18 protein-coding genes are annotated in these 17,090 nt (G+C 70.3%); 13 read left to right on the forward strand and 5 right to left on the reverse strand.

Annotated elements, in window-relative coordinates; all coding sequences use genetic code 11:
* Positions 1 to 78 precede the first annotated feature (78 nt).
* The gene (hppD, locus tag PV396_RS21335; protein ID WP_319206787.1) at positions 79 to 1,224 is read left to right on the forward strand and encodes a 4-hydroxyphenylpyruvate dioxygenase; all 1,146 of its coding nucleotides are present in this window, start codon (positions 79 to 81) and stop codon (positions 1,222 to 1,224) included.
* 32 nt (positions 1,225 to 1,256) lie between these two features.
* On the opposite strand, the gene PV396_RS21340 is transcribed toward hppD, so the two are convergent.
* Positions 1,257 to 2,711 carry a tetratricopeptide repeat protein gene (locus PV396_RS21340; RefSeq protein WP_319206789.1) on the reverse strand — a complete coding sequence of 485 codons (1,455 nt, stop codon included), beginning with the start codon at positions 2,709 to 2,711 and terminating at the stop codon, positions 1,257 to 1,259.
* Positions 2,712 to 2,804: 93 nt separating this feature from the next.
* Between PV396_RS21340 and PV396_RS21345 the strand changes: the two genes are divergently transcribed.
* Positions 2,805 to 4,211 carry an FAD-binding oxidoreductase gene (locus tag PV396_RS21345; protein WP_319206791.1) on the forward strand — a complete coding sequence of 469 codons (1,407 nt, stop codon included), beginning with the start codon at positions 2,805 to 2,807 and terminating at the stop codon, positions 4,209 to 4,211.
* Positions 4,212 to 4,227: 16 nt separating this feature from the next.
* On the opposite strand, the gene PV396_RS21350 is transcribed toward PV396_RS21345, so the two are convergent.
* Positions 4,228 to 4,716: an SsgA family sporulation/cell division regulator gene (locus tag PV396_RS21350; RefSeq protein WP_319207382.1), complete on the reverse strand. Its 489-nt coding sequence runs from the start codon at positions 4,714 to 4,716 to the stop codon at positions 4,228 to 4,230.
* Between the two features lie 280 nt (positions 4,717 to 4,996).
* Here PV396_RS21350 and PV396_RS21355 point away from each other — a divergent pair, with 280 nt between their 5' ends.
* On the forward strand, positions 4,997 to 6,502 hold the full coding sequence (locus tag PV396_RS21355; protein ID WP_319206792.1) for an RDD family protein: 1,506 nt from the start codon (positions 4,997 to 4,999) through the stop codon (positions 6,500 to 6,502).
* A gap of 81 nt (positions 6,503 to 6,583) precedes the next feature.
* Positions 6,584 to 7,279 carry an RDD family protein gene (locus tag PV396_RS21360; protein WP_319206793.1) on the forward strand — a complete coding sequence of 232 codons (696 nt, stop codon included), beginning with the start codon at positions 6,584 to 6,586 and terminating at the stop codon, positions 7,277 to 7,279.
* 127 nt (positions 7,280 to 7,406) lie between these two features.
* Here the strand turns inward: PV396_RS21360 and PV396_RS21365 are convergent, their stop codons facing one another.
* Entirely contained in the window at positions 7,407 to 7,703 is a 297-nt protein-coding gene (locus tag PV396_RS21365) for a hypothetical protein (RefSeq protein ID WP_319206794.1), read from the reverse strand.
* Positions 7,704 to 8,059: 356 nt separating this feature from the next.
* Here PV396_RS21365 and PV396_RS21370 point away from each other — a divergent pair, with 356 nt between their 5' ends.
* From PV396_RS21370 to PV396_RS21380, 3 genes are all read left to right on the forward strand, one after another.
* A complete protein-coding gene (locus PV396_RS21370) occupies positions 8,060 to 10,423 on the forward strand; it encodes an immune inhibitor A domain-containing protein (protein WP_319206795.1) in 2,364 nt (787 codons plus the stop codon).
* 122 nt (positions 10,424 to 10,545) lie between these two features.
* Entirely contained in the window at positions 10,546 to 10,908 is a 363-nt protein-coding gene (locus PV396_RS21375; protein WP_319206797.1) for a hypothetical protein, read from the forward strand.
* A gap of 277 nt (positions 10,909 to 11,185) precedes the next feature.
* Positions 11,186 to 11,668: a pyridoxamine 5'-phosphate oxidase family protein gene (locus PV396_RS21380; protein WP_319206799.1), complete on the forward strand. Its 483-nt coding sequence runs from the start codon at positions 11,186 to 11,188 to the stop codon at positions 11,666 to 11,668.
* Positions 11,669 to 11,852: 184 nt separating this feature from the next.
* Here PV396_RS21380 and PV396_RS21385 read toward each other — a convergent pair whose 3' ends face one another.
* Both PV396_RS21385 and PV396_RS21390 read right to left on the reverse strand, forming a co-directional pair.
* Entirely contained in the window at positions 11,853 to 12,437 is a 585-nt protein-coding gene (locus tag PV396_RS21385; RefSeq protein ID WP_319206801.1) for a nicotinamidase, read from the reverse strand.
* A 139-nt stretch (positions 12,438 to 12,576) separates the two neighbouring features.
* Entirely contained in the window at positions 12,577 to 13,917 is a 1,341-nt protein-coding gene (locus PV396_RS21390) for a nicotinate phosphoribosyltransferase (protein ID WP_319206803.1), read from the reverse strand.
* Between the two features lie 121 nt (positions 13,918 to 14,038).
* Here PV396_RS21390 and clpS point away from each other — a divergent pair, with 121 nt between their 5' ends.
* The 6 genes from clpS to PV396_RS21420 all read left to right on the forward strand — a co-directional run bounded on the left by clpS (position 14,039) and on the right by PV396_RS21420 (position 17,080).
* Positions 14,039 to 14,347 carry an ATP-dependent Clp protease adapter ClpS gene (clpS, locus tag PV396_RS21395; protein WP_319206805.1) on the forward strand — a complete coding sequence of 103 codons (309 nt, stop codon included), beginning with the start codon at positions 14,039 to 14,041 and terminating at the stop codon, positions 14,345 to 14,347.
* 42 nt (positions 14,348 to 14,389) lie between these two features.
* On the forward strand, positions 14,390 to 14,995 hold the full coding sequence (locus PV396_RS21400) for a DUF2017 domain-containing protein (protein ID WP_319206808.1): 606 nt from the start codon (positions 14,390 to 14,392) through the stop codon (positions 14,993 to 14,995).
* A gap of 98 nt (positions 14,996 to 15,093) precedes the next feature.
* Positions 15,094 to 15,516 (forward strand): M67 family metallopeptidase, encoded by a 423-nt coding sequence (locus tag PV396_RS21405; RefSeq protein WP_319206810.1) that lies wholly within the window; start codon positions 15,094 to 15,096, stop codon positions 15,514 to 15,516.
* A gap of 97 nt (positions 15,517 to 15,613) precedes the next feature.
* On the forward strand, positions 15,614 to 15,712 hold the full coding sequence (locus PV396_RS21410; RefSeq protein WP_107090850.1) for a putative leader peptide: 99 nt from the start codon (positions 15,614 to 15,616) through the stop codon (positions 15,710 to 15,712).
* A 123-nt stretch (positions 15,713 to 15,835) separates the two neighbouring features.
* A complete protein-coding gene (locus PV396_RS21415) occupies positions 15,836 to 16,114 on the forward strand; it encodes a MoaD/ThiS family protein (RefSeq protein WP_319206814.1) in 279 nt (92 codons plus the stop codon).
* Positions 16,115 to 16,129: 15 nt separating this feature from the next.
* On the forward strand, positions 16,130 to 17,080 hold the full coding sequence (locus tag PV396_RS21420; protein WP_319206817.1) for a cysteine synthase: 951 nt from the start codon (positions 16,130 to 16,132) through the stop codon (positions 17,078 to 17,080).
* The last annotated feature ends 10 nt before the right edge of the window (positions 17,081 to 17,090 follow it).

Genomic DNA, 17,090 nt, shown 5'->3' on the forward strand with positions numbered 1-17,090 from the left:
GCCCAAGCAGCTGAGCAGAATGTCCAGCTCCAGCGCAAACTGTTGCGCATCTTGCCGTGCCGGGGCGAGGCTGCCGTTATGACGCAGACCACACACCTCACTCCCGACACCGCGCGGCAGGCAGACCCCTTCCCGGTCAAGGGAATGGACGCGGTCGTCTTCGCCGTGGGCAACGCCAAGCAGGCGGCGCACTACTACTCCACGGCCTTCGGCATGCGGCTCGTCGCCTACTCCGGGCCGGAGACGGGCAGCCGTGAGACGGCGTCGTACGTCCTGGAGAACGGCTCCGCCCGGTTCGTGTTCACCTCCGTCGTCAAGCCGGCCACCACCTGGGGCCACTTCCTGGCCGGACATGTGGCCGAGCACGGTGACGGCGTCGTCGACCTCGCCATCGAGGTCCCGGACGCCCGCGCCGCGTACACGTACGCCGTCGAGCACGGCGCCCACTCCCTGGCCGAGCCGTACGAGCTGAAGGACGAGCACGGCACGGTCGTACTCGCCGTGATCGCCACGTACGGCCAGACCCGGCACACCCTCGTCGAGCGCACGGGGTACGACGGCCCCTACCTCCCGGGGTTCGCCGCCGCCGCTCCGATGGTCGAACCGCCCGCCCGGCGCACCTTCCAGGCGATCGACCACTGTGTGGGCAACGTCGAACTCGGCCACATGGACGAATGGGTCGGCTTCTACAACAAGGTCATGGGTTTCACGAACATGAAGGAGTTCGTGGGCGACGACATCGCCACCGAGTACAGCGCGCTGATGTCGAAGGTCGTCGCCGACGGCACCCTCAAGGTCAAGTTCCCGATCAACGAGCCCGCCCTCGCCAAGAAGAAGTCCCAGATCGACGAGTATCTGGAGTTCTACGGGGGCGCCGGCGTCCAGCACATCGCGCTCAACTCGAACGACATCGTCGAGACCGTACGGACCATGCGGGCGGCCGGGGTCCAGTTCCTCGACACCCCCGACTCGTACTACGACACCCTGGGGGAGTGGGTCGGCGACACCCGCGTCCCGATCGACACCCTCCGCGAGCTGAAGATCCTCGCCGACCGTGACGAGGACGGCTATCTGCTCCAGATCTTCACCAAGCCGGTCCAGGACAAGCCGACCGTCTTCTTCGAGATCATCGAACGCCACGGCTCGATGGGCTTCGGCAAGGGCAACTTCAAGGCCCTCTTCGAGGCGATCGAACGGGAGCAGGACAAGCGCGGCAACCTGTAACCCACGGGGTAGCAACTGGCGGCCTCAGGGCGTCAGTCGGGCGGGCCGGACACCACCGGCTCGCCCAGCGCGTCCATTGCCTCCAGCGCCTCCTTCGCCACCCGTACCCCCGCCTGCGAGAAGTACGGGTTGATCCGCAACGCCTCCTCCAGATGCCGGCGTGCGGGACCCGTGAGCCCCAACTCCCTCTCGATCATGCCCCGGTGGTACGCGTACGGCGCGCTGCGCACCTCGCCGCCGTGCTCCTTGTCGGTCGCCCGCTTCGCCCAGTCGAGCGCCTCCGCGTCCTTGCCCGCCCGGTGCAACGCCCAGCCCAGCGCGTCCGCGACCTCGAGGCCCGGCTGCCGCGCCCACTCCGCCCTCAGCCGCCGTACCGCCGACGCCGCGTCCCCGTGGTCCGCCTCGAAGCGGCCGAGCAGCAACTCCCCGTCCACACCGGCGGTTTGATCCTTCGCGACCCGCGTCCGCAGTGCCGCGTACTGAGCCCGAGCCTCCGCCGACCGGCCTAGGGAGTCGTACAACTCGCCCAGTTCCAGCATGAATTGCGGCGACGGCTGTCTCGCGAGCGCCGACCGGTAGGCGCCGAGGGCCTCCGTCGAACGGCCCAACGCGGCCAACGCCCGTCCCTCGCCCGCCCGTGCGGAGCCCAGCGCGGGATCGAGACGCCGGGCCGCCTTGAAGTGCCTCAGTGCGTCCGCCGGTTCACCTCGCTCCCACGCCAACTCGCCTGCCCGGTACTGCCATTCGGCCTCCTCGGCTGCGGTCCTGGCCCGCGCCGCCGCGTCCGCCAGAGCCGCCTGCGCGTCCTCGCGCCGGCCCTGGTCCCGGTACACACCCGCCGCCCGCGCCAGCACCGCAGGCACCGCCGCCCCGGAACGCAGCTCCCGCAGCCGCTCCAGCGTCCCCCGCACCGCCTTGTAGTCACCGAGGCCCGTGTACGCGTCGAGCAGCGCCGGATACGACGTCCAGCGCTGCGGCGCCTGACGCACCGCCGCCTCGCCCCACTTCCGCGCGGCCGGGAAGTCACGGCGCGCGTTCGCCAGCGCCGCCATCCCGCCCAGCCCCTCCACTTTGTCCGCCGACCGCACGTTCAGCGAGGTACGCAGCGCCCGTTCCGCCCTCGGGAAGTCCAGGGGGTCCGCCGTCCGCCGCCCGCGCTCCACATAGGCCGCCCCGAGCTGCGCCCAGGCCTGCCCGTCACCCACATGGGTGCGTACGAACGCCTCGCGGTCGCCGATGAACGCCGTCAGGTCGGGCAGCACGGCCGGTGCCCCGGCGGTCACCGCCCGTGCCGCGCGGGCCGCCGGACCAGAGGCCGGGGCCTGGGCGGGGCGGTCCGGGGGCAGCAGCATCAGCGCGCCGCCGAGTGCCGCACACCCCGCGAGTACGGCGGTCAGCGGGCGCGGGAGGACACGAACACGGGCACGAGCACCGGCACGAACACCGGCACGGGCGCGGACACGGGCACGGACTCTCTCCATCTCCATGGCGCTCACTGTGCGTCAGTACGACGACCGGATTCCCGTACCGAATGCTCCTCGCTGACGGGGTTCACACCGATGGCCCCGGGGTGCGACGCTGTGATCATGAGCCGTATCCAAGCCGCACCCGACGAAGCCCAGGGCAACCTCACGGACCGGCTCCTCGCGGAGCTGCCGGCCGAGGCCGTGCTCACCGATCCCGATGTCACCGCCGCCTACGCCAACGACATGGCGAGCTTCTGCGCGGCGGGCACCCCGGCCGTCGTGGTCCTGCCGCGCACCGTCGAGCAGGTCCAGCACGTCATGCGTGTCGCCACCGAACTGCGCGTCCCGGTCGTCCCGCAGGGCGCCCGTACCGGACTGTCGGGCGGGGCCAACGCGTCCGAGGGCTGCATCGTGCTGTCGCTCGTGAAGATGGACCGGATCCTGGAGATCAACCCGGTCGACCGCATCGCCGTCGTCGAGCCCGGCGTCATCAACGCCACCCTCTCCCGCGCGGTCAACGAACACGGCCTGTACTACCCGCCGGACCCCTCCAGCTGGGAGATGTGCACGATCGGCGGCAACATCGGCACCGCGTCCGGCGGGCTGTGCTGCGTGAAGTACGGCGTCACGGCGGAGTACGTCCTCGGCCTGGACGTCGTCCTGGCCGACGGGCGGCTCATGTCGACCGGGCGGCGCACCGCGAAGGGTGTCGCCGGATACGACCTCACCCGGCTGTTCGTGGGCTCGGAGGGCTCGCTCGGCATCGTCGTACGGGCGGTGCTGGCGCTGAAGCCGCAGCCGCCCCAGCAGCTGGTCCTCGCCGCCGAGTTCCCCTCGGCCGCCGCCGCGTGCGACGCCGTGTGCCGGATCATGGAGGGCGGTCATGTGCCGTCCCTCCTCGAACTGATGGACCGTACGACCGTCAAGGCCGTCAACGACCTGGCCAACATGGGGCTCCCGGAGACCACCGAGGCCCTTCTGCTCTGCGCCTTCGACACCCACGACCCCGCCGCCGACCTGGCCGCCGTCGGCGCGCTCTGCGAGACGGCCGGGGCCACCGAGGTGGTCCCCGCCGACGACGCCGCCGAGTCCGAACTCCTCCTCCAGGCACGGCGGTTGTGCCTTGTCGCGCTCGAGGCGGTCAAGGGCACGACGATGATCGACGACGTGTGCGTACCCCGGTCGCGGCTCGGTGAGCTGCTGGAGGGGGTCGAGCACATCGCCGAGAAGTACCAGCTGACCATCGGCGTCTGCGCCCACGCAGGCGACGGCAACACCCACCCCACCGTCTGCTTCGACGCCCAGGACCCCGACGAGTCCCGGCGGGCCCGCGAGTCCTTCGACGAGATCATGGCCCTCGGCCTGGAACTCGGCGGCACGATCACCGGGGAGCACGGCGTCGGCATCCTCAAGAAGGAGTGGCTGGCGCGCGAGCTGGGCCCGGTGGGCGTGGAGATGCAGCGGGCGGTGAAGGCGGCCTTCGACCCGCTGGGCCTCCTGAACCCGGGCAAGCTGTTCTGACGACCATCCGGGTACGTCACACGTACCCCTCTCCGTCCTGGGACTCGTCCGACGGCCACGGGTCGCGCAGCCACAGGTCGTCGGTACAGCCCGCGGTGGGGGCGAGCAGCTCGGCGAGGCCGTCGTCGATGCCGAGCTGATCGGCCTCGGTGCCGGGCGGGACCGCCCGCAGCGTGCGCTCGAGCCATGCCGACACCTGGGCGGTGGGCGCCTCAAGGAGGGCGTCCCCGCCGGGTGAACTCAGCGCCATCAGGACGACACTGCGCCCCTCGACCTTCGTCGGCCATACCCGCACGTCACCGTGACCGCACGGCCTGAACACCCCCTCGACGAGGAGTTCACGGGCGAACGTCCAGTTCACGGGGTTGTCGGAGCTGATGTGGAAGGCGATGTGGACGGCGAACGGATCGTTGGTGCGGTAGGTGAGGCGGGCGGGGACGGGGATGCTCCGCTCCGGCGACAGGATGAGCTTCAACTCCAGTTCCCGTTCCACCACGGTGTTCATGGCGTGAGTCATGGCGGGCACTTCCTCTCGTTTGCGGCAGGCCCGCATCGGGCCCGTACGAGGAGAGAGCGCGGGGAGGCGTCAGCATTACGCGGGTTCGGAGAGATTTTTCGGAGAAGTTTTTTCGCGAACGATGTCGGACGGTGTCGGAGCCGTCGCGACAGATGGCAGAAGCTGTCACGAACGGAGTAGGTACGGCCGGAGGGGTAATAGGGTGTGCGCCGGTCTGATAGATGTGGGGCACCCCAAATGACCCCCGAGCAGATACGGGACGACGGACATGAGCGCCCCAACCCCGGCCCCCGGTGACGACAGGCCCAGCGAAGGGTATTACCCGGACCCGTCCATTCCTGGATATGTCCGGTTCTGGAACGGCTCCTCCTGGGTGCCGGGCACCAGCCGGCCGGCGCCGTCCGACGGCGCGTCCGTCGCGGCGCGGGTCGAGGAGACCGGGCCGCACTTCTTCGACGAGGACCCGCAGTCACCGTCGCAGGCGCCGGCCGCCGAGCCGCGCCGGGCGACCCCGGCCGAGGCCCAGCACGGCAGCCGGCCCGAACCGGCGTCCGCCTGGGGCGCCGACCGCTCCCATCAGTCCGGCTTCGGCGGCAATCGCGACCGCCAGATCTCCTGGGGCTCCCCGGCACCGGCCGCCGACCCGAGGACGCCCGACCCCAGGGCCGCGAGCGAGTCCCCGGTTCAGCCGGACGGGTGGTCGGCCCGTACGGACGGTTCGGCGACGATTCCGCCGGTGGAGCCGGACTCCGGTGGCGCCGGTGACGTGCCCGAGTCGGGCACGTTCGTGTTCCGCCGGCCCATCCCGGGCCCGGCCGCCACCGGCGCCGAACAAGGCGTTCCCGGCACCCGTGGCCCCGTGCCCTCCGAGGGCACCATGACCTTCCGTGCGCCGACCCCGCGCACGGGGCGCGAGGGCGGGGCGGGCGGCGCGCAGCCGGGGAGCACCAGCTCGCCCGAGGGCGCGCAGGGCCCGGTCACGGCACCCGCGGCCACACCCGCACCGGCACCCGCGCAGGGCCGCGGGTTCGGCGCCGGCAAGGCCGCGGCGGCCCGCGCGGCGGCGGCCCAGGGCGCCAACCCGGCCCTGCTGCCCGCCACCCCGGCCGTCCCCCAGCAGAACACCCCCGGCACCGGCGCGCCCATGGCCCCCGGCACCCCCGGTGGCGGCCAGCCCTCCTGGGCCATGGCACCCCGCCCGGCCGGAGCCGACGAGGGCGGGGAACCGCGCGTCGCGCCCTGGAAGCCGCCCGTCGAGGACGTGTTCCAGGCCGCCGCCCGCCGTCGGGCGGCGGCCCGTCCGGCGGGCCTCGGCAAGCGGCTGGTGGCACGCCTCGTGGACACCCTGGTCCTCGGCGCCCTGACCGCCGTGGCCGCCGTACCGCTGGGCACCATGGCCGTCGACCACATCAACGGCAAGATCGACGAGGCCAAGCTGTCCGGCGAGACCGTGACCGTATGGCTGCTGGACGGCACGACCGGCCTCTACCTGGGCATCGTGCTGGCTGTACTGCTGCTCGCCGGGGTCCTGTCCGAGGCATGGCCCACCGCCAAGTGGGGCCGCACCCTAGGCAAGAAGCTGGTCGGTCTCGAGGTCCAGGACATCGAGGGCCACGAGCCACCGTCGTTCGGCGCGGCCCTGCGCCGCTGGCTCGTCTACTGCGTCCCGGGGCTGCTCGGCATCGGTGTCGTGGGCGTCCTGTGGTGCCTGTTCGACCGCCCGTGGCGCCAGGCCTGGCACGACAAGGCGGCACACACGTTCGTGGCGGGCTGACCTCGAGCCAACGCCGACCGGGTTACCCCGGACGGCCGCTCGCCGGATGCGGAGCCGGGCGGTTCACGGTCGACTCGGGCCATGAGCAGCGAACCGCCCCCCGGCGCCGGTCAGCAGCCACCGGACGACGACGACCCGTTCAAGAAGCGGCAACCGCCCCCGTCGTACGGCGCGGGCGATCCGTACGACAACTCGAGCCCGGCCGCCGGCGGCACGCCACCCGAAGGCGGCGGCGATCCCTACGCCGGCTCAGGCCGCCCCGCCGGCGGCTCGCCCTACGGAGGCGGCGGCGGTGATCCCTACGGCGGGGCCGCAGACCCCCTCGCCGGTATGCCCCCGCTCGCGGACGGCGCTCGGCGCGTGATCGCGCGGATCATCGACATCATCCTCGTCGGTATCGTCGTATGGCTGCTGACCTGGGGATTCAACGTCCACGAGTACGACGTCGACAGCGACGACATCAACTACGGCCGCTCGGCCGGCCAGTCGCTCATCGCCGCCGTGCTCTACATCGCGTACGACACGATCCTGATGTCCCGGACCGGGCAGACGCTCGGGAAGCGGTGGCTCCGGCTGCGGCTGGCCAACCTCGACAACGGCGACACGCCCTCCGCGCAGACCGTGTTCGTCCGGTCGCTCGTGCTGTGGATCCCGTTCGCGTTCTGCTGCGCCTGCATCTGGACGGCGATCGCGGGCGGCTGGAGCTTCTTCGACAAGCCGTACAAGCAGGGGCTGCACGACAAGGCGGCCAAGACGGTGGTGGTCAGTACGGGCTGATGGCGGGTTGATCGCGGCTGCTCGTGGGCTGGTCGACTCCGGGGAACGCAACAGCGGTTGGGTGGGGCCTGCGTCACGCAGGCCCCACCCAACCGCTGTTGGCGTATGGGGCAGCAGAGGGGGCGGTTCAGTCCTGTTGCGCCGAAGCCTGTACCGGGACGCGTTCGCGTTGCGGTGCCGTGGCGGTGGCGGCGGCGGTGGCCGACGAGGCGACGACCTGTGAGGTGGTCCTGGTCCGACCGGGCCGGGGCACGGTCATGGCGACGAGGAGTCCCAACACGAGCCCCACGAGGGCGATCAGCGCGACCCCCGGGCCCGAACTCGTCTGGGACAGCAGCAGCATGGCGAGCGTCGAGAGAATCACGGTGCACGAACCGTAGGCGAGCTGTGCGACGGTCGGGCGAGGCGCAGTCGGACGAGGCATGGCAATCGAGTCCTCGTTGGATTCGGGGGTGAGGGGAGCGTGTCGACCTGGCTTTCCACCGGACAACCGGCGTTCCACCAACCGACTCTAATCGCGTGCATGCCCGACTGGAACGCGCGGTAAGCGTGACCTAACCCACGGCGCCGGAGCACAGGGGGCGCACGGAGTCATGACGTCCAGCAGCTGGACGCGCCCGCGCGCCGGTAATGCATTTGACCTGTCCAAGTCAAGATCTGTCTTTTCTTCTAAACCTCTAGTCAAATTACGTCACTTGACTACACGCGTATACCGCGCGCGGACAGCTTCCGAACCAGGAACCCCCCATCCGCGCGGACGGGCGCGGGGGAGGACCTCAAGTGACCAGCAGACCCTGGACGTTCAGAACGGCGGCCGTCGGAGTGGCACTCGCCACAGCCGCCGCCACCTTCTCCACCTTCGCCATAGCCGAGGCCGACTCGGGCTCCGGCAAGGGCGCTTCAGCCGTACCCGCTGCCAACCGCCATGACCCGGCGGAGCGGCAGCACGCCGAGCACGACCTCGACGGTCCGCTCAGCCAGACCCAGGAGGCCCAGCGCGAGGAGGCCCTCAGGCAGGTCATCTCCGGCGAGGCCACGGCCAAGAGCCGCAACGGCTCGCAGGTGGTGCAGCTCAAGAGCGGCAAGGGCAAGGGCAAGTACGTCGAACTCGGCCGCGAGCGGACCGACAAGATCTTCACGATCCTCGTCGAGTTCGGCGACCAGATCGACGCCCGCTACGGCGGCACGCCCGGCCCGCTGCACAACCAGATCGCCGCGCCGGACCGCACCCAGGACAACAGCACGGCCTGGCAGGCGGACTACAACACCAAGCACTTCAAAGAGCTCTACTTCGGCACCGGCAAGAACGTCGAGTCGATGAAGAAGTACTACGAGAAGCAGTCCTCGGGCCGCTACTCGATCGAGGGCACGGTCTCGGACTGGGTGAAGGTGCCCTACAACGAGGCCCGTTACGGTTCCAACAGTTGCGACCCCGACAACTGCGCATGGTTCGCGGTGCAGGACGGGGTCAACGCGTGGGTCGCGGCGCAGAAGGCAGCCGGCGCGACCGACGCGGCGATCAAGACCCAGCTGGCCGCGTACGACCAGTGGGACCGCTACGACTTCGACGCCGACGGCAACTTCAACGAGCCCGACGGCTACATCGACCACTTCCAGATCGTGCACGCCGGTGAGGACGAGTCCGCCGGCGGCGGCGCACAGGGCGAGGACGCCATCTGGGCGCACCGCTCGTACGCCTTCGGCACCGACAAGGGCACCAGCGGCCCCGCGAACAACCTGCTCGGCGGCGCGCAGATCGGTGACACCGGCATCTGGGTCGGCGACTACACCGTCCAGCCCGAGAACGGCGGACTCGGTGTCTTCGCCCACGAGTACGGCCACGACCTCGGTCTGCCGGACCACTACGACACCACCAACACCGGTGAGAACTCGACCGGTTACTGGACCCTGATGTCGTCCGGCTCCTGGCTGGGCACCGGCGGCGACAACATCGGCAACCTGCCCGGTGACATGACCGCCTGGGACAAGCTCCAGCTGGGCTGGCTCGACTACGACACGGCGAAGGCCGGGAAGAAGTCGAACCACAAGCTGGGCGTCGCCGAGTACAACACGAAGAACGCGCAGGCGGTCGTCGTCCAGCTGCCGAACAAGACGGTCACCACCGAGGTCGTCACCCCGGCGCAGGGCGCGACCCAGTGGTGGAGCGGCAGCGACAACAACCTCAACAACACGCTGACCCGTCCGGTCGACCTCACCGGCAAGTCCTCGGCCGCCCTCACCCTGGACGGCTGGTACGACGTCGAGGCCGACTACGACTACGTGTACACCGAGGTCTCCACCAACGGCGGCGCCACCTGGACGCCCCTGGACGGCACCGTCGACGGCGCGGCGATCCCGCGCGACGGCAGCGGCCGGCCGGCGCTCACCGGCACGCTCGACGCGTACAAGAAGCTGGTGTACCCGCTGGACGCCTACGCGGGCCAGAAGTTCGACCTGCGCTTCCGCTACTCGTCCGACAGCGGTGTCTCCCAGACGGGCTTCGCGGCCGATGAGATCACCGTCACCGCCGACGGTTCCACCCTCTTCGCCGACAACGCGGAGAGCGCGGACGCCGCCTGGAAGTCGAAGGGTTTCTCGCGCATCGGCGCGTCCTTCACGGACACCTACCCGCAGTACTACATCGCGGAGAACCGCCAGTACGTGTCGTACGACAAGACCCTCAAGGTCGGCCCGTACAACTTCGGCTTCGCGACGACCCGTCCGGCGTGGGTCGAGCACTTCCCGTACCAGACCGGCCTGTTGATCTGGAAGTGGGACACCTCCCAGAAGGACAACAACGTCACCGCCCACCCGGGCCTCGGCAAGATCCTTCCGGTGGACGCGCACCCGACCCCGCTGAAGTGGGCGGACGGCACGCTGATGCGCAACCGCATCCAGTCCTACGACTCACCCTTCAGCCTGTACCGCACGGACGCGCTCCGGCTGCACAAGGCGGACGTGCTCACGAAGGTCGCCTCCCAGAAGGGCGTGCCGGTCTTCAACGACCGCACCTCCACGTACTACGACGCGGCGACCCCGCTGGCGGGTGTGAAGATCACTGACACCAACACCAAGATCAAGATCGTCAAGCAGGCCAAGGACGGCTCCACGATCTCCATCCAGGTGAGCCCCGCAGGGAAGTAATTCGTATAACTGCAGGTCAGAGCATGATCGGCCGTGACCCCCTGGCGGGTCGCGGCCGATCGTGTTTAGGTGCCTCCTGTGGCTTTCTTATTGACACCGAGTCCCACGGGGGGTGTGACCGCATGGCCGCAGGAGGTTTCTGCAAGCTGCCCAGTGGCAGCGTGGTGGTGGCGTTGAACCTGCCCAGCCCCGCCGCTCCGACGGGCAGGCCGACAGGCGTGTGCCTGGACGACGTACGTGTCCTGGTGCTGGCCCAGAACCGCGCCAGGGCACTGACCCGCCTGCGCAACCTGGGCCTGCGAGCGGTGTACCTCCGGGGCAACGCGGCCCCGCCCACCCCGGACGAGATCACGGCGGTCCTGCACCACCCCGACGGGCTGATATGGCGTACGGCCCCCGACAACAGCGTCCCGTCCGTCCCGGAGCGCACGGAGCTGTGGCATCCGATCAGGTCGTTGCTACGGAGGCCGACGGCACGGGTGTGAGCGGCGCGGCTGGCAGGGGCGTGACGGCCGCCCGAGGGCATCGGGGTGCCGGCGCCCCGGGGTCCGGTGCGGACGCTGGCGCGGTCGGCACGGGTGCGGACGGTGGCGCGGCCGGTGCGGACGGTGGCGCGGTCGGCGCGGGTGTGACGGCGACTCAACGGCAAGGGGAAGCGGGGCCCCGATGCCCGGGGGTGTCGCTCCGGCGGGTGGTCCCCCGTCCTGCGACCTAGTCCCGCCGTCGGATGTGACCGTCCGGCGTACGCCATAGCCTCGCCACATGACAGCAGCTGACGACGCCCACCCCGAAGGCCCCCGCAGCCCCGAGCAGCGCAAGCGCGAGGCGCTCGAACGCCTCGCGAAGGACATCGACGTCTGGGTCGCCACCGCCGACGCCGGCGGCGAGCCGTGCCTCGTCCCGCTCTCCTACTTCTGGGACGGCGAGTCGGTGTGGCTGGCCACCCGCGACACCAACCCGACCGGCCGCAACCTGATCGCCACGGGCCGGGTCCGCCTCTGCTTCGGCCACACCCGCGACGTGGTCCTGATCCACGGCACCGCCCACATGCTGACCCGCGAAGAGCTGCCCGCCGAGGTGGGCGACGGCTTCGCCGCGAAGGAAGGGTGGGATCCGCGCGAGGACCACGCGTCGTACGTCTGGTTCCAGATCACCCCGGAGGTACTGCAGGCATGGGGGACGGTCCCGGAGATGACCGGCCGGACCCTGATGCGCGACGGCAAGTGGCTGAACCAGGACAGCTGACCGGAGCGCAGGGGGCCGTCAGACGACCGGCTTGCCGGAGAGGTCCACGCCCGCTGCTCGTAGTTTTTCCAGGCCCGTCCTTCGGCCGTGGCCTCGGCCATGTCGGCCCGGAGGCCGAGCGGGGTCTATGCAGGGGAGCCGTCGTGCGCCGGTGCAGGGCAGCTGTCCGGAGCGCAGGGGCCCCTCAAACGACCGGCTTGCCCGACAGTTCCACGCCCGCCGCCCGCAGTTCTTCCAGGGCCCGTTCCGTCGTGCCCTCGGCCACTCCGGCCGTGAGGTCCAGCAGGACCTGGGTGCGGAAGCCCTCGCGGGCCGCGTCCAGGGCGGTGGCGCGGACGCAGTGGTCGGTCGCGATGCCGACCACGTCCACCTCGTCGATCTCGCGGGCCCGCAGCCACTCGGCCAGGCCGACGCCGTTCTCGTCGGCGCCCTCGAAACCGCTGTAGGCCGCCGCGTACGCGCCCTTGTCGAACACGGCGTCGATCGCGCCGGAGGCGACCGCGGGGGCGAAGTTCGGGTGGAAGCCGACACCCTCCGTGCCGGCCACGCAGTGCGCGGGCCAGGAGTGCTGGAAGTCGGGGTTGTCGGCGAAGTGGCCGCCGGGGGCGATGTGGTGGTCGCGGGTCGCCACGACATGGCGGTATCCGGCGGGGGCCTGCCCGATCAGCTCGGTGATCGCGGCGGCGACATCGGCACCCCCGGCCACCGCGAGACTGCCTCCCTCGCAGAAGTCGTTCTGCACGTCTACGACGATCAAGGCGCGGCGCATGGTCGGTGTCCTTCGACTGCCGGTGTGAATATGTGAACTTCCGAGCCTAGAGACTTCGGCTCCACTTCGGGAGGGGGCATTCGGGGCAACCGGGGCAACCGGTGCGCGAAAACCCCCGTTGCCCCTGTGCCCCGGGGTGTCAGGAATCAAGCTGGATGTACTCCGTCGGAATGACGGCCTCCCCGCGCGACAACTGCGTCGCCGACAACGGCAGGTTCGCTCGCGCGACGGCATGCCGGTCCCGTACGACATCCAGCGGCTCCCGGGCGACCACCTGGCCGCCCTTCACGAGCTCCACCAGCAGCTGCCGGTCCGCCAGTTCGCCCGGCACCGGTCCCGTACCGATCACCTCGGCCTCCGCGACCCCGTCCCGGTCGAGCCGCCGGGCCGCCCACTTCCGGCCCCCGATCGACGTCTTGCCGCCGCTCGACTTCTTCGCCACCGGGACCAGCGGAGCCTTCGGGTCCGCCGACTCGGCACGGGCGACCAGTTTGTAGACCATGGAGCAGGTGGGGTGGCCGGAACCCGTCACCAGCTGCGTCCCGACCCCGTACGCGTCCACCGGCGCCGCCGCCAGCGAGGCGATCGCGTACTCGTCGAGGTCCGAGGTCACGATGATCCGCGTCCGTTCGGCCCCCAGCGCGTCCAGCTGCTGCCGCACCCGGTGCGCGACCAGGAGCAGATCGCCCGAGTCGATGCGCACCGCGCCCAGCTCCGGCCCGGCGACCTCCACCGCGGCCCGTACCGCCTCCGTGACGTCGTACGTGTCCACCAGTAGCGTCGTGTTCCGGCCCAGCGAGTCCACCTGGGCCTGGAAGGCGTCCCGCTCGCGGTCGTGCAGCAGGGTGAACGCGTGGGCGCTCGTCCCGACGGTCGGGATGCCGTAACGGAAACCGGCGGCCAGGTCGGACGTGGTCGCGAACCCGCCGACGTACGCGGCGCGGGAGGCGGCCACCGCGGCCAGCTCGTGGGTGCGCCGGGCGCCCATCTCGATCAGCGGGCGGTCACCGGCGGCCGAGGCCATCCGGGACGCCGCCGCGGCGATCGCCGAGTCGTGGTTGAGGATCGACAGGATCACCGTCTCCAGCAGCACGCACTCCGCGAAGGAGCCCTCGACCCGCAGGATCGGCGAGCCCGGGAAGTAGACCTCGCCCTCGGGATAGCCCCAGACGTCCCCGCCGAACCGGTACGAGGCCAGCCACTCCAGGGTCGCCTCGTCGACGATCCGGCGCTCGCGCAGAAAACCGAGGACGTCCGCGTCGAAGCGGAAGTTCTCCACCGCGTCGAGCACCCGCCCGGTACCCGCGACCACGCCGTAACGGCGCCCCTCGGGCAGCCGCCGGGTGAAGACCTCGAAGACCGACCGCCGGTCGGCGGTACCCGCCTGCAGGGCGGCCTGGAGCATCGTCAGCTCGTAGTGATCCGTGAAGAGCGCTGTCGAGGGGACGTCCACCGGCAGCCCAAGCTCCGCTGTGTTCATGAGAGGCGATGCTACCCCCATCTCGTCACTTTGACGATTTCCGGATGTGACGAGGGTGCGACCGGGGGTGCGTTCGGGTGTGATTTGGCCGGTGACCCCCTTCTGGTGGCAGCATGGGCATGTGACGTCACCCGCTCCCGTAGAGATCGAACGAACCGAGTCGGCGGAGGAGACCTTCGCCGTACCCGAGCCCGACGTCCCCTGGGTCACCATCGTCCACAACGACCCGGTCAACCTCATGAGCTATGTGACCTACGTCTTCCAGTCCTACTTCGGCTACCCGAAGGACAAGGCCACCAAGCTCATGAAGGACGTCCACCACAAAGGCCGGGCGGTCGTCTCCAGCGGCAGCCGCGAGGAGATGGAACGCGACGTGCAGGCCATGCACGGCTACGGCCTGTGGGCCACCCTCCAGCAGGACCGGAAGTAACCCGACCCAGCGCGCAGGACCGGAAGTCAGCGAACTCTATTCATGCCAGGACAATTCGAACCGCTCCCCGGCGGCGGCGCGGCCGTCGCCCTCGACGACGTCGAGATCTCCATCATCCGGTCGCTGTCGGTCCAGCTCCTCGAGCTGATCGGCCCCGGCGCCGCCGAGGACGCCCCCGACGACCCGCTCGCCGAGCTGTTCGCCGAGGGTCCGACCGAGCCGCCCTCCGACCCGGTCCTCCGCCGCCTGTTCCCGGACGCCTACGGCGACCCCGTCGACGTACCGTCCTCGCCCGAGCAGGCACAGGAGGAACGCGAGCACGCCGCCGAGTTCCGCCGCTTCACCGAGAACGACCTGCGCACCGGCAAACGCGAGAGCGCCCTCGCCGTGATCCGCTCCCTGGACGCGCTGACGCCGGCCGGTGACGGGGGCGCGGTGCTCAAGCTGTCCCACGAGGAGTCCCAGCGCTGGCTGGGCACCCTCAACGACCTGCGCCTGGCCATCGGCTCCCGGCTCGACGTCGTCGACGAGGAGGACACCGACCTCCTCTACCGGCTGCCGGACGAGGACCCGCGCAAGCCGATGGTGATGGCGTACCTGTGGCTGGGCGGCCTGCAGGAGACCCTCGTCGCCACGCTGCTGCCCTGAGGCGCCCTGAGATTCCCTGACGCGGTCGTCGTCCGGCATGTGGACCGTCCCGTACCAACCCTCGGTACGGGACGGTCCCTCTGTCTATCCTGGCCAGCATGCTGACCATCACCCAGACCCTCGTCGACCAGATCGTCGCCCACGCGCGCAAGGACCATCCGGACGAGGCGTGCGGTGTCATCGCGGGCCCGGAGGGCTCCGACCGGCCCGAGCGCTTCATCCCGATGCTGAACGCCGCCGGGTCTCCGACGTTCTACGAGTTCGACAGCGGCGAGCACAAGAAGGTGCACGATGAGATGTGGGACCGCGACGAGGAGGCGGTGATCGTCTACCACTCCCACACCATGACCGAGGCCTACCCGTCCCGCACCGACATCTCCTACGCCCACGAACCCCAGGCCCACTACGTCCTCGTCTCGACCCGCGACACCGACGGAGCCGGCGACTTCCAATTCCGCTCGTTCCGCATCGTCGAGGGCGTCGTCACCGAGGAAGAGGTCAACGTCGTAGAGGCGTACTGACCGCCCGCGACCTGGTGGTCTCACCTTTCGGCCCGAAAATGTCCAGAATGCGGGACAGGTCTCCGGGATCCGGACCGGGAATCGATACGATGAGCCCATGGTTTCCTACGACGTGAGCGAGAAGACGCCGGGCACCCCGCTGCTCGTGGCGCGGCTGCACGTCGACCTGTGCAGGCTGGCCAGCGCCATCTGTTGATGCTGCCCCCTGCCGCCGTACGGCCGTGAGCCGCGGCGCCTCACACGCATGACCAGCACAAACCTGCTTTTTCGCGCCGCCGCGCGTTCATCGACCTACCACTTCCGACAGGAGCCCCGAGTCATGGCCATCGAGGTCCGCATCCCGACCATCCTCCGCACCTACACCGACGGCGAGAAGGCCGTCCCCGGTGCCGGGGAGACCCTCGCCGAGCTCTTCGCCGACCTCGAAACCCGGCACACGGGCGTCCAGGCCCGCATCGTGGACGACGGCAAGCTGCGCCGCTTCATCAACGTCTACCTCAACGACGAGGACGTCCGCTTCCTCGACGGCATCAACACCAAGCTCGCCGACGGCGACACCGTGACCATCCTGCCGGCCGTCGCCGGCGGCATGGCCTGATCGGCCCCTGCACCCATGCGCTACGACTCGCCGCTGGCCGCGGTAGGCAACACCCCCCTGGTGCGCCTGCCGCGGCTGTCGCCGTCCGCCGACGTACGGATCTGGGCGAAGCTGGAGGACCGCAACCCCACCGGCTCGGTCAAGGACCGCCCCGCCCTGCACATGATCGAGCAGGCCGAGAAGGACGGCCGGCTCACCCCCGGCTGCACCATCCTCGAACCCACCTCGGGCAACACCGGCATCTCCCTCGCCATGGCCGCCAAGCTCAAGGGCTACCGCATGGTCTGTGTGATGCCCGAGAACACCTCGCAGGAACGCCGCGAACTGCTCGGCATGTGGGGCGCCGAGATCATCCCCAGCCCTGCCGCCGGCGGCTCCAACACGGCCGTACGCGTCGCCAAGGAACTCGCCGCCGAGCACCCGGACTGGGTGATGCTCTACCAGTACGGCAACCCGGACAACGCGGGCGCCCACTACGCCGGCACCGGCCCGGAGATCCTCACCGACCTCCCCTCCATCACCCACTTCGTCGCCGGCCTCGGCACGACCGGGACCCTGATGGGCGTCGGCCGCTACCTCCGGGAGCACAAGCCGGACGTGAAGATCGTCGCCGCCGAGCCGCGCTACGACGACCTGGTCTACGGCCTGCGCAACCTCGACGAGGGCTTCGTACCCGAGCTGTACGACGCCTCCGTCCTCACCACCCGCTTCTCCGTCGGCTCGGCGGACGCGGTCACCCGCACCCGGGAACTCCTCCAGCAGGAGGGCATCTTCGCGGGCGTCTCCACCGGCGCCGCACTGCACGCCGCGATCGGCGTCGGCAACAAGGCCGTCAAGGCGGGCGAGAGCGCGGACATCGTCTTCGTCGTCGCCGACGGTGGCTGGAAATACCTCTCGACAGGCGTCTACACGGCGGCCACGACAGAGGAAGCGATCGAGACACTGCAGGGCCAGCTCTGGGCGTAGGTCCCCGAGG

It is taken from the genome of Streptomyces sp. ME02-8801-2C (assembly GCF_033793965.1).
Classification (GTDB): Bacteria; Actinomycetota; Actinomycetes; order Streptomycetales; family Streptomycetaceae; genus Streptomyces.

Coding starts and splice junctions, on each gene's coding strand:
- hppD (WP_319206787.1), top strand. CDS start 79: ATGACGCAGACCACACACCTCACTCCCGACACCGCGCGGCAGGCAGAC.
- PV396_RS21340 (WP_319206789.1), bottom strand. CDS start 2,711: ATGGAGATGGAGAGAGTCCGTGCCCGTGTCCGCGCCCGTGCCGGTGTT.
- PV396_RS21350 (WP_319207382.1), bottom strand. CDS start 4,716: ATGAACACCGTGGTGGAACGGGAACTGGAGTTGAAGCTCATCCTGTCG.
- PV396_RS21355 (WP_319206792.1), top strand. CDS start 4,997: ATGAGCGCCCCAACCCCGGCCCCCGGTGACGACAGGCCCAGCGAAGGG.
- PV396_RS21360 (WP_319206793.1), top strand. CDS start 6,584: ATGAGCAGCGAACCGCCCCCCGGCGCCGGTCAGCAGCCACCGGACGAC.
- PV396_RS21365 (WP_319206794.1), bottom strand. CDS start 7,703: ATGCCTCGTCCGACTGCGCCTCGCCCGACCGTCGCACAGCTCGCCTAC.
- PV396_RS21375 (WP_319206797.1), top strand. CDS start 10,546: ATGGCCGCAGGAGGTTTCTGCAAGCTGCCCAGTGGCAGCGTGGTGGTG.
- PV396_RS21380 (WP_319206799.1), top strand. CDS start 11,186: ATGACAGCAGCTGACGACGCCCACCCCGAAGGCCCCCGCAGCCCCGAG.
- PV396_RS21385 (WP_319206801.1), bottom strand. CDS start 12,437: ATGCGCCGCGCCTTGATCGTCGTAGACGTGCAGAACGACTTCTGCGAG.
- PV396_RS21390 (WP_319206803.1), bottom strand. CDS start 13,917: ATGAACACAGCGGAGCTTGGGCTGCCGGTGGACGTCCCCTCGACAGCG.
- PV396_RS21400 (WP_319206808.1), top strand. CDS start 14,390: ATGCCAGGACAATTCGAACCGCTCCCCGGCGGCGGCGCGGCCGTCGCC.
- PV396_RS21405 (WP_319206810.1), top strand. CDS start 15,094: ATGCTGACCATCACCCAGACCCTCGTCGACCAGATCGTCGCCCACGCG.
- PV396_RS21410 (WP_107090850.1), top strand. CDS start 15,614: ATGGTTTCCTACGACGTGAGCGAGAAGACGCCGGGCACCCCGCTGCTC.
- PV396_RS21415 (WP_319206814.1), top strand. CDS start 15,836: ATGGCCATCGAGGTCCGCATCCCGACCATCCTCCGCACCTACACCGAC.
- PV396_RS21420 (WP_319206817.1), top strand. CDS start 16,130: ATGCGCTACGACTCGCCGCTGGCCGCGGTAGGCAACACCCCCCTGGTG.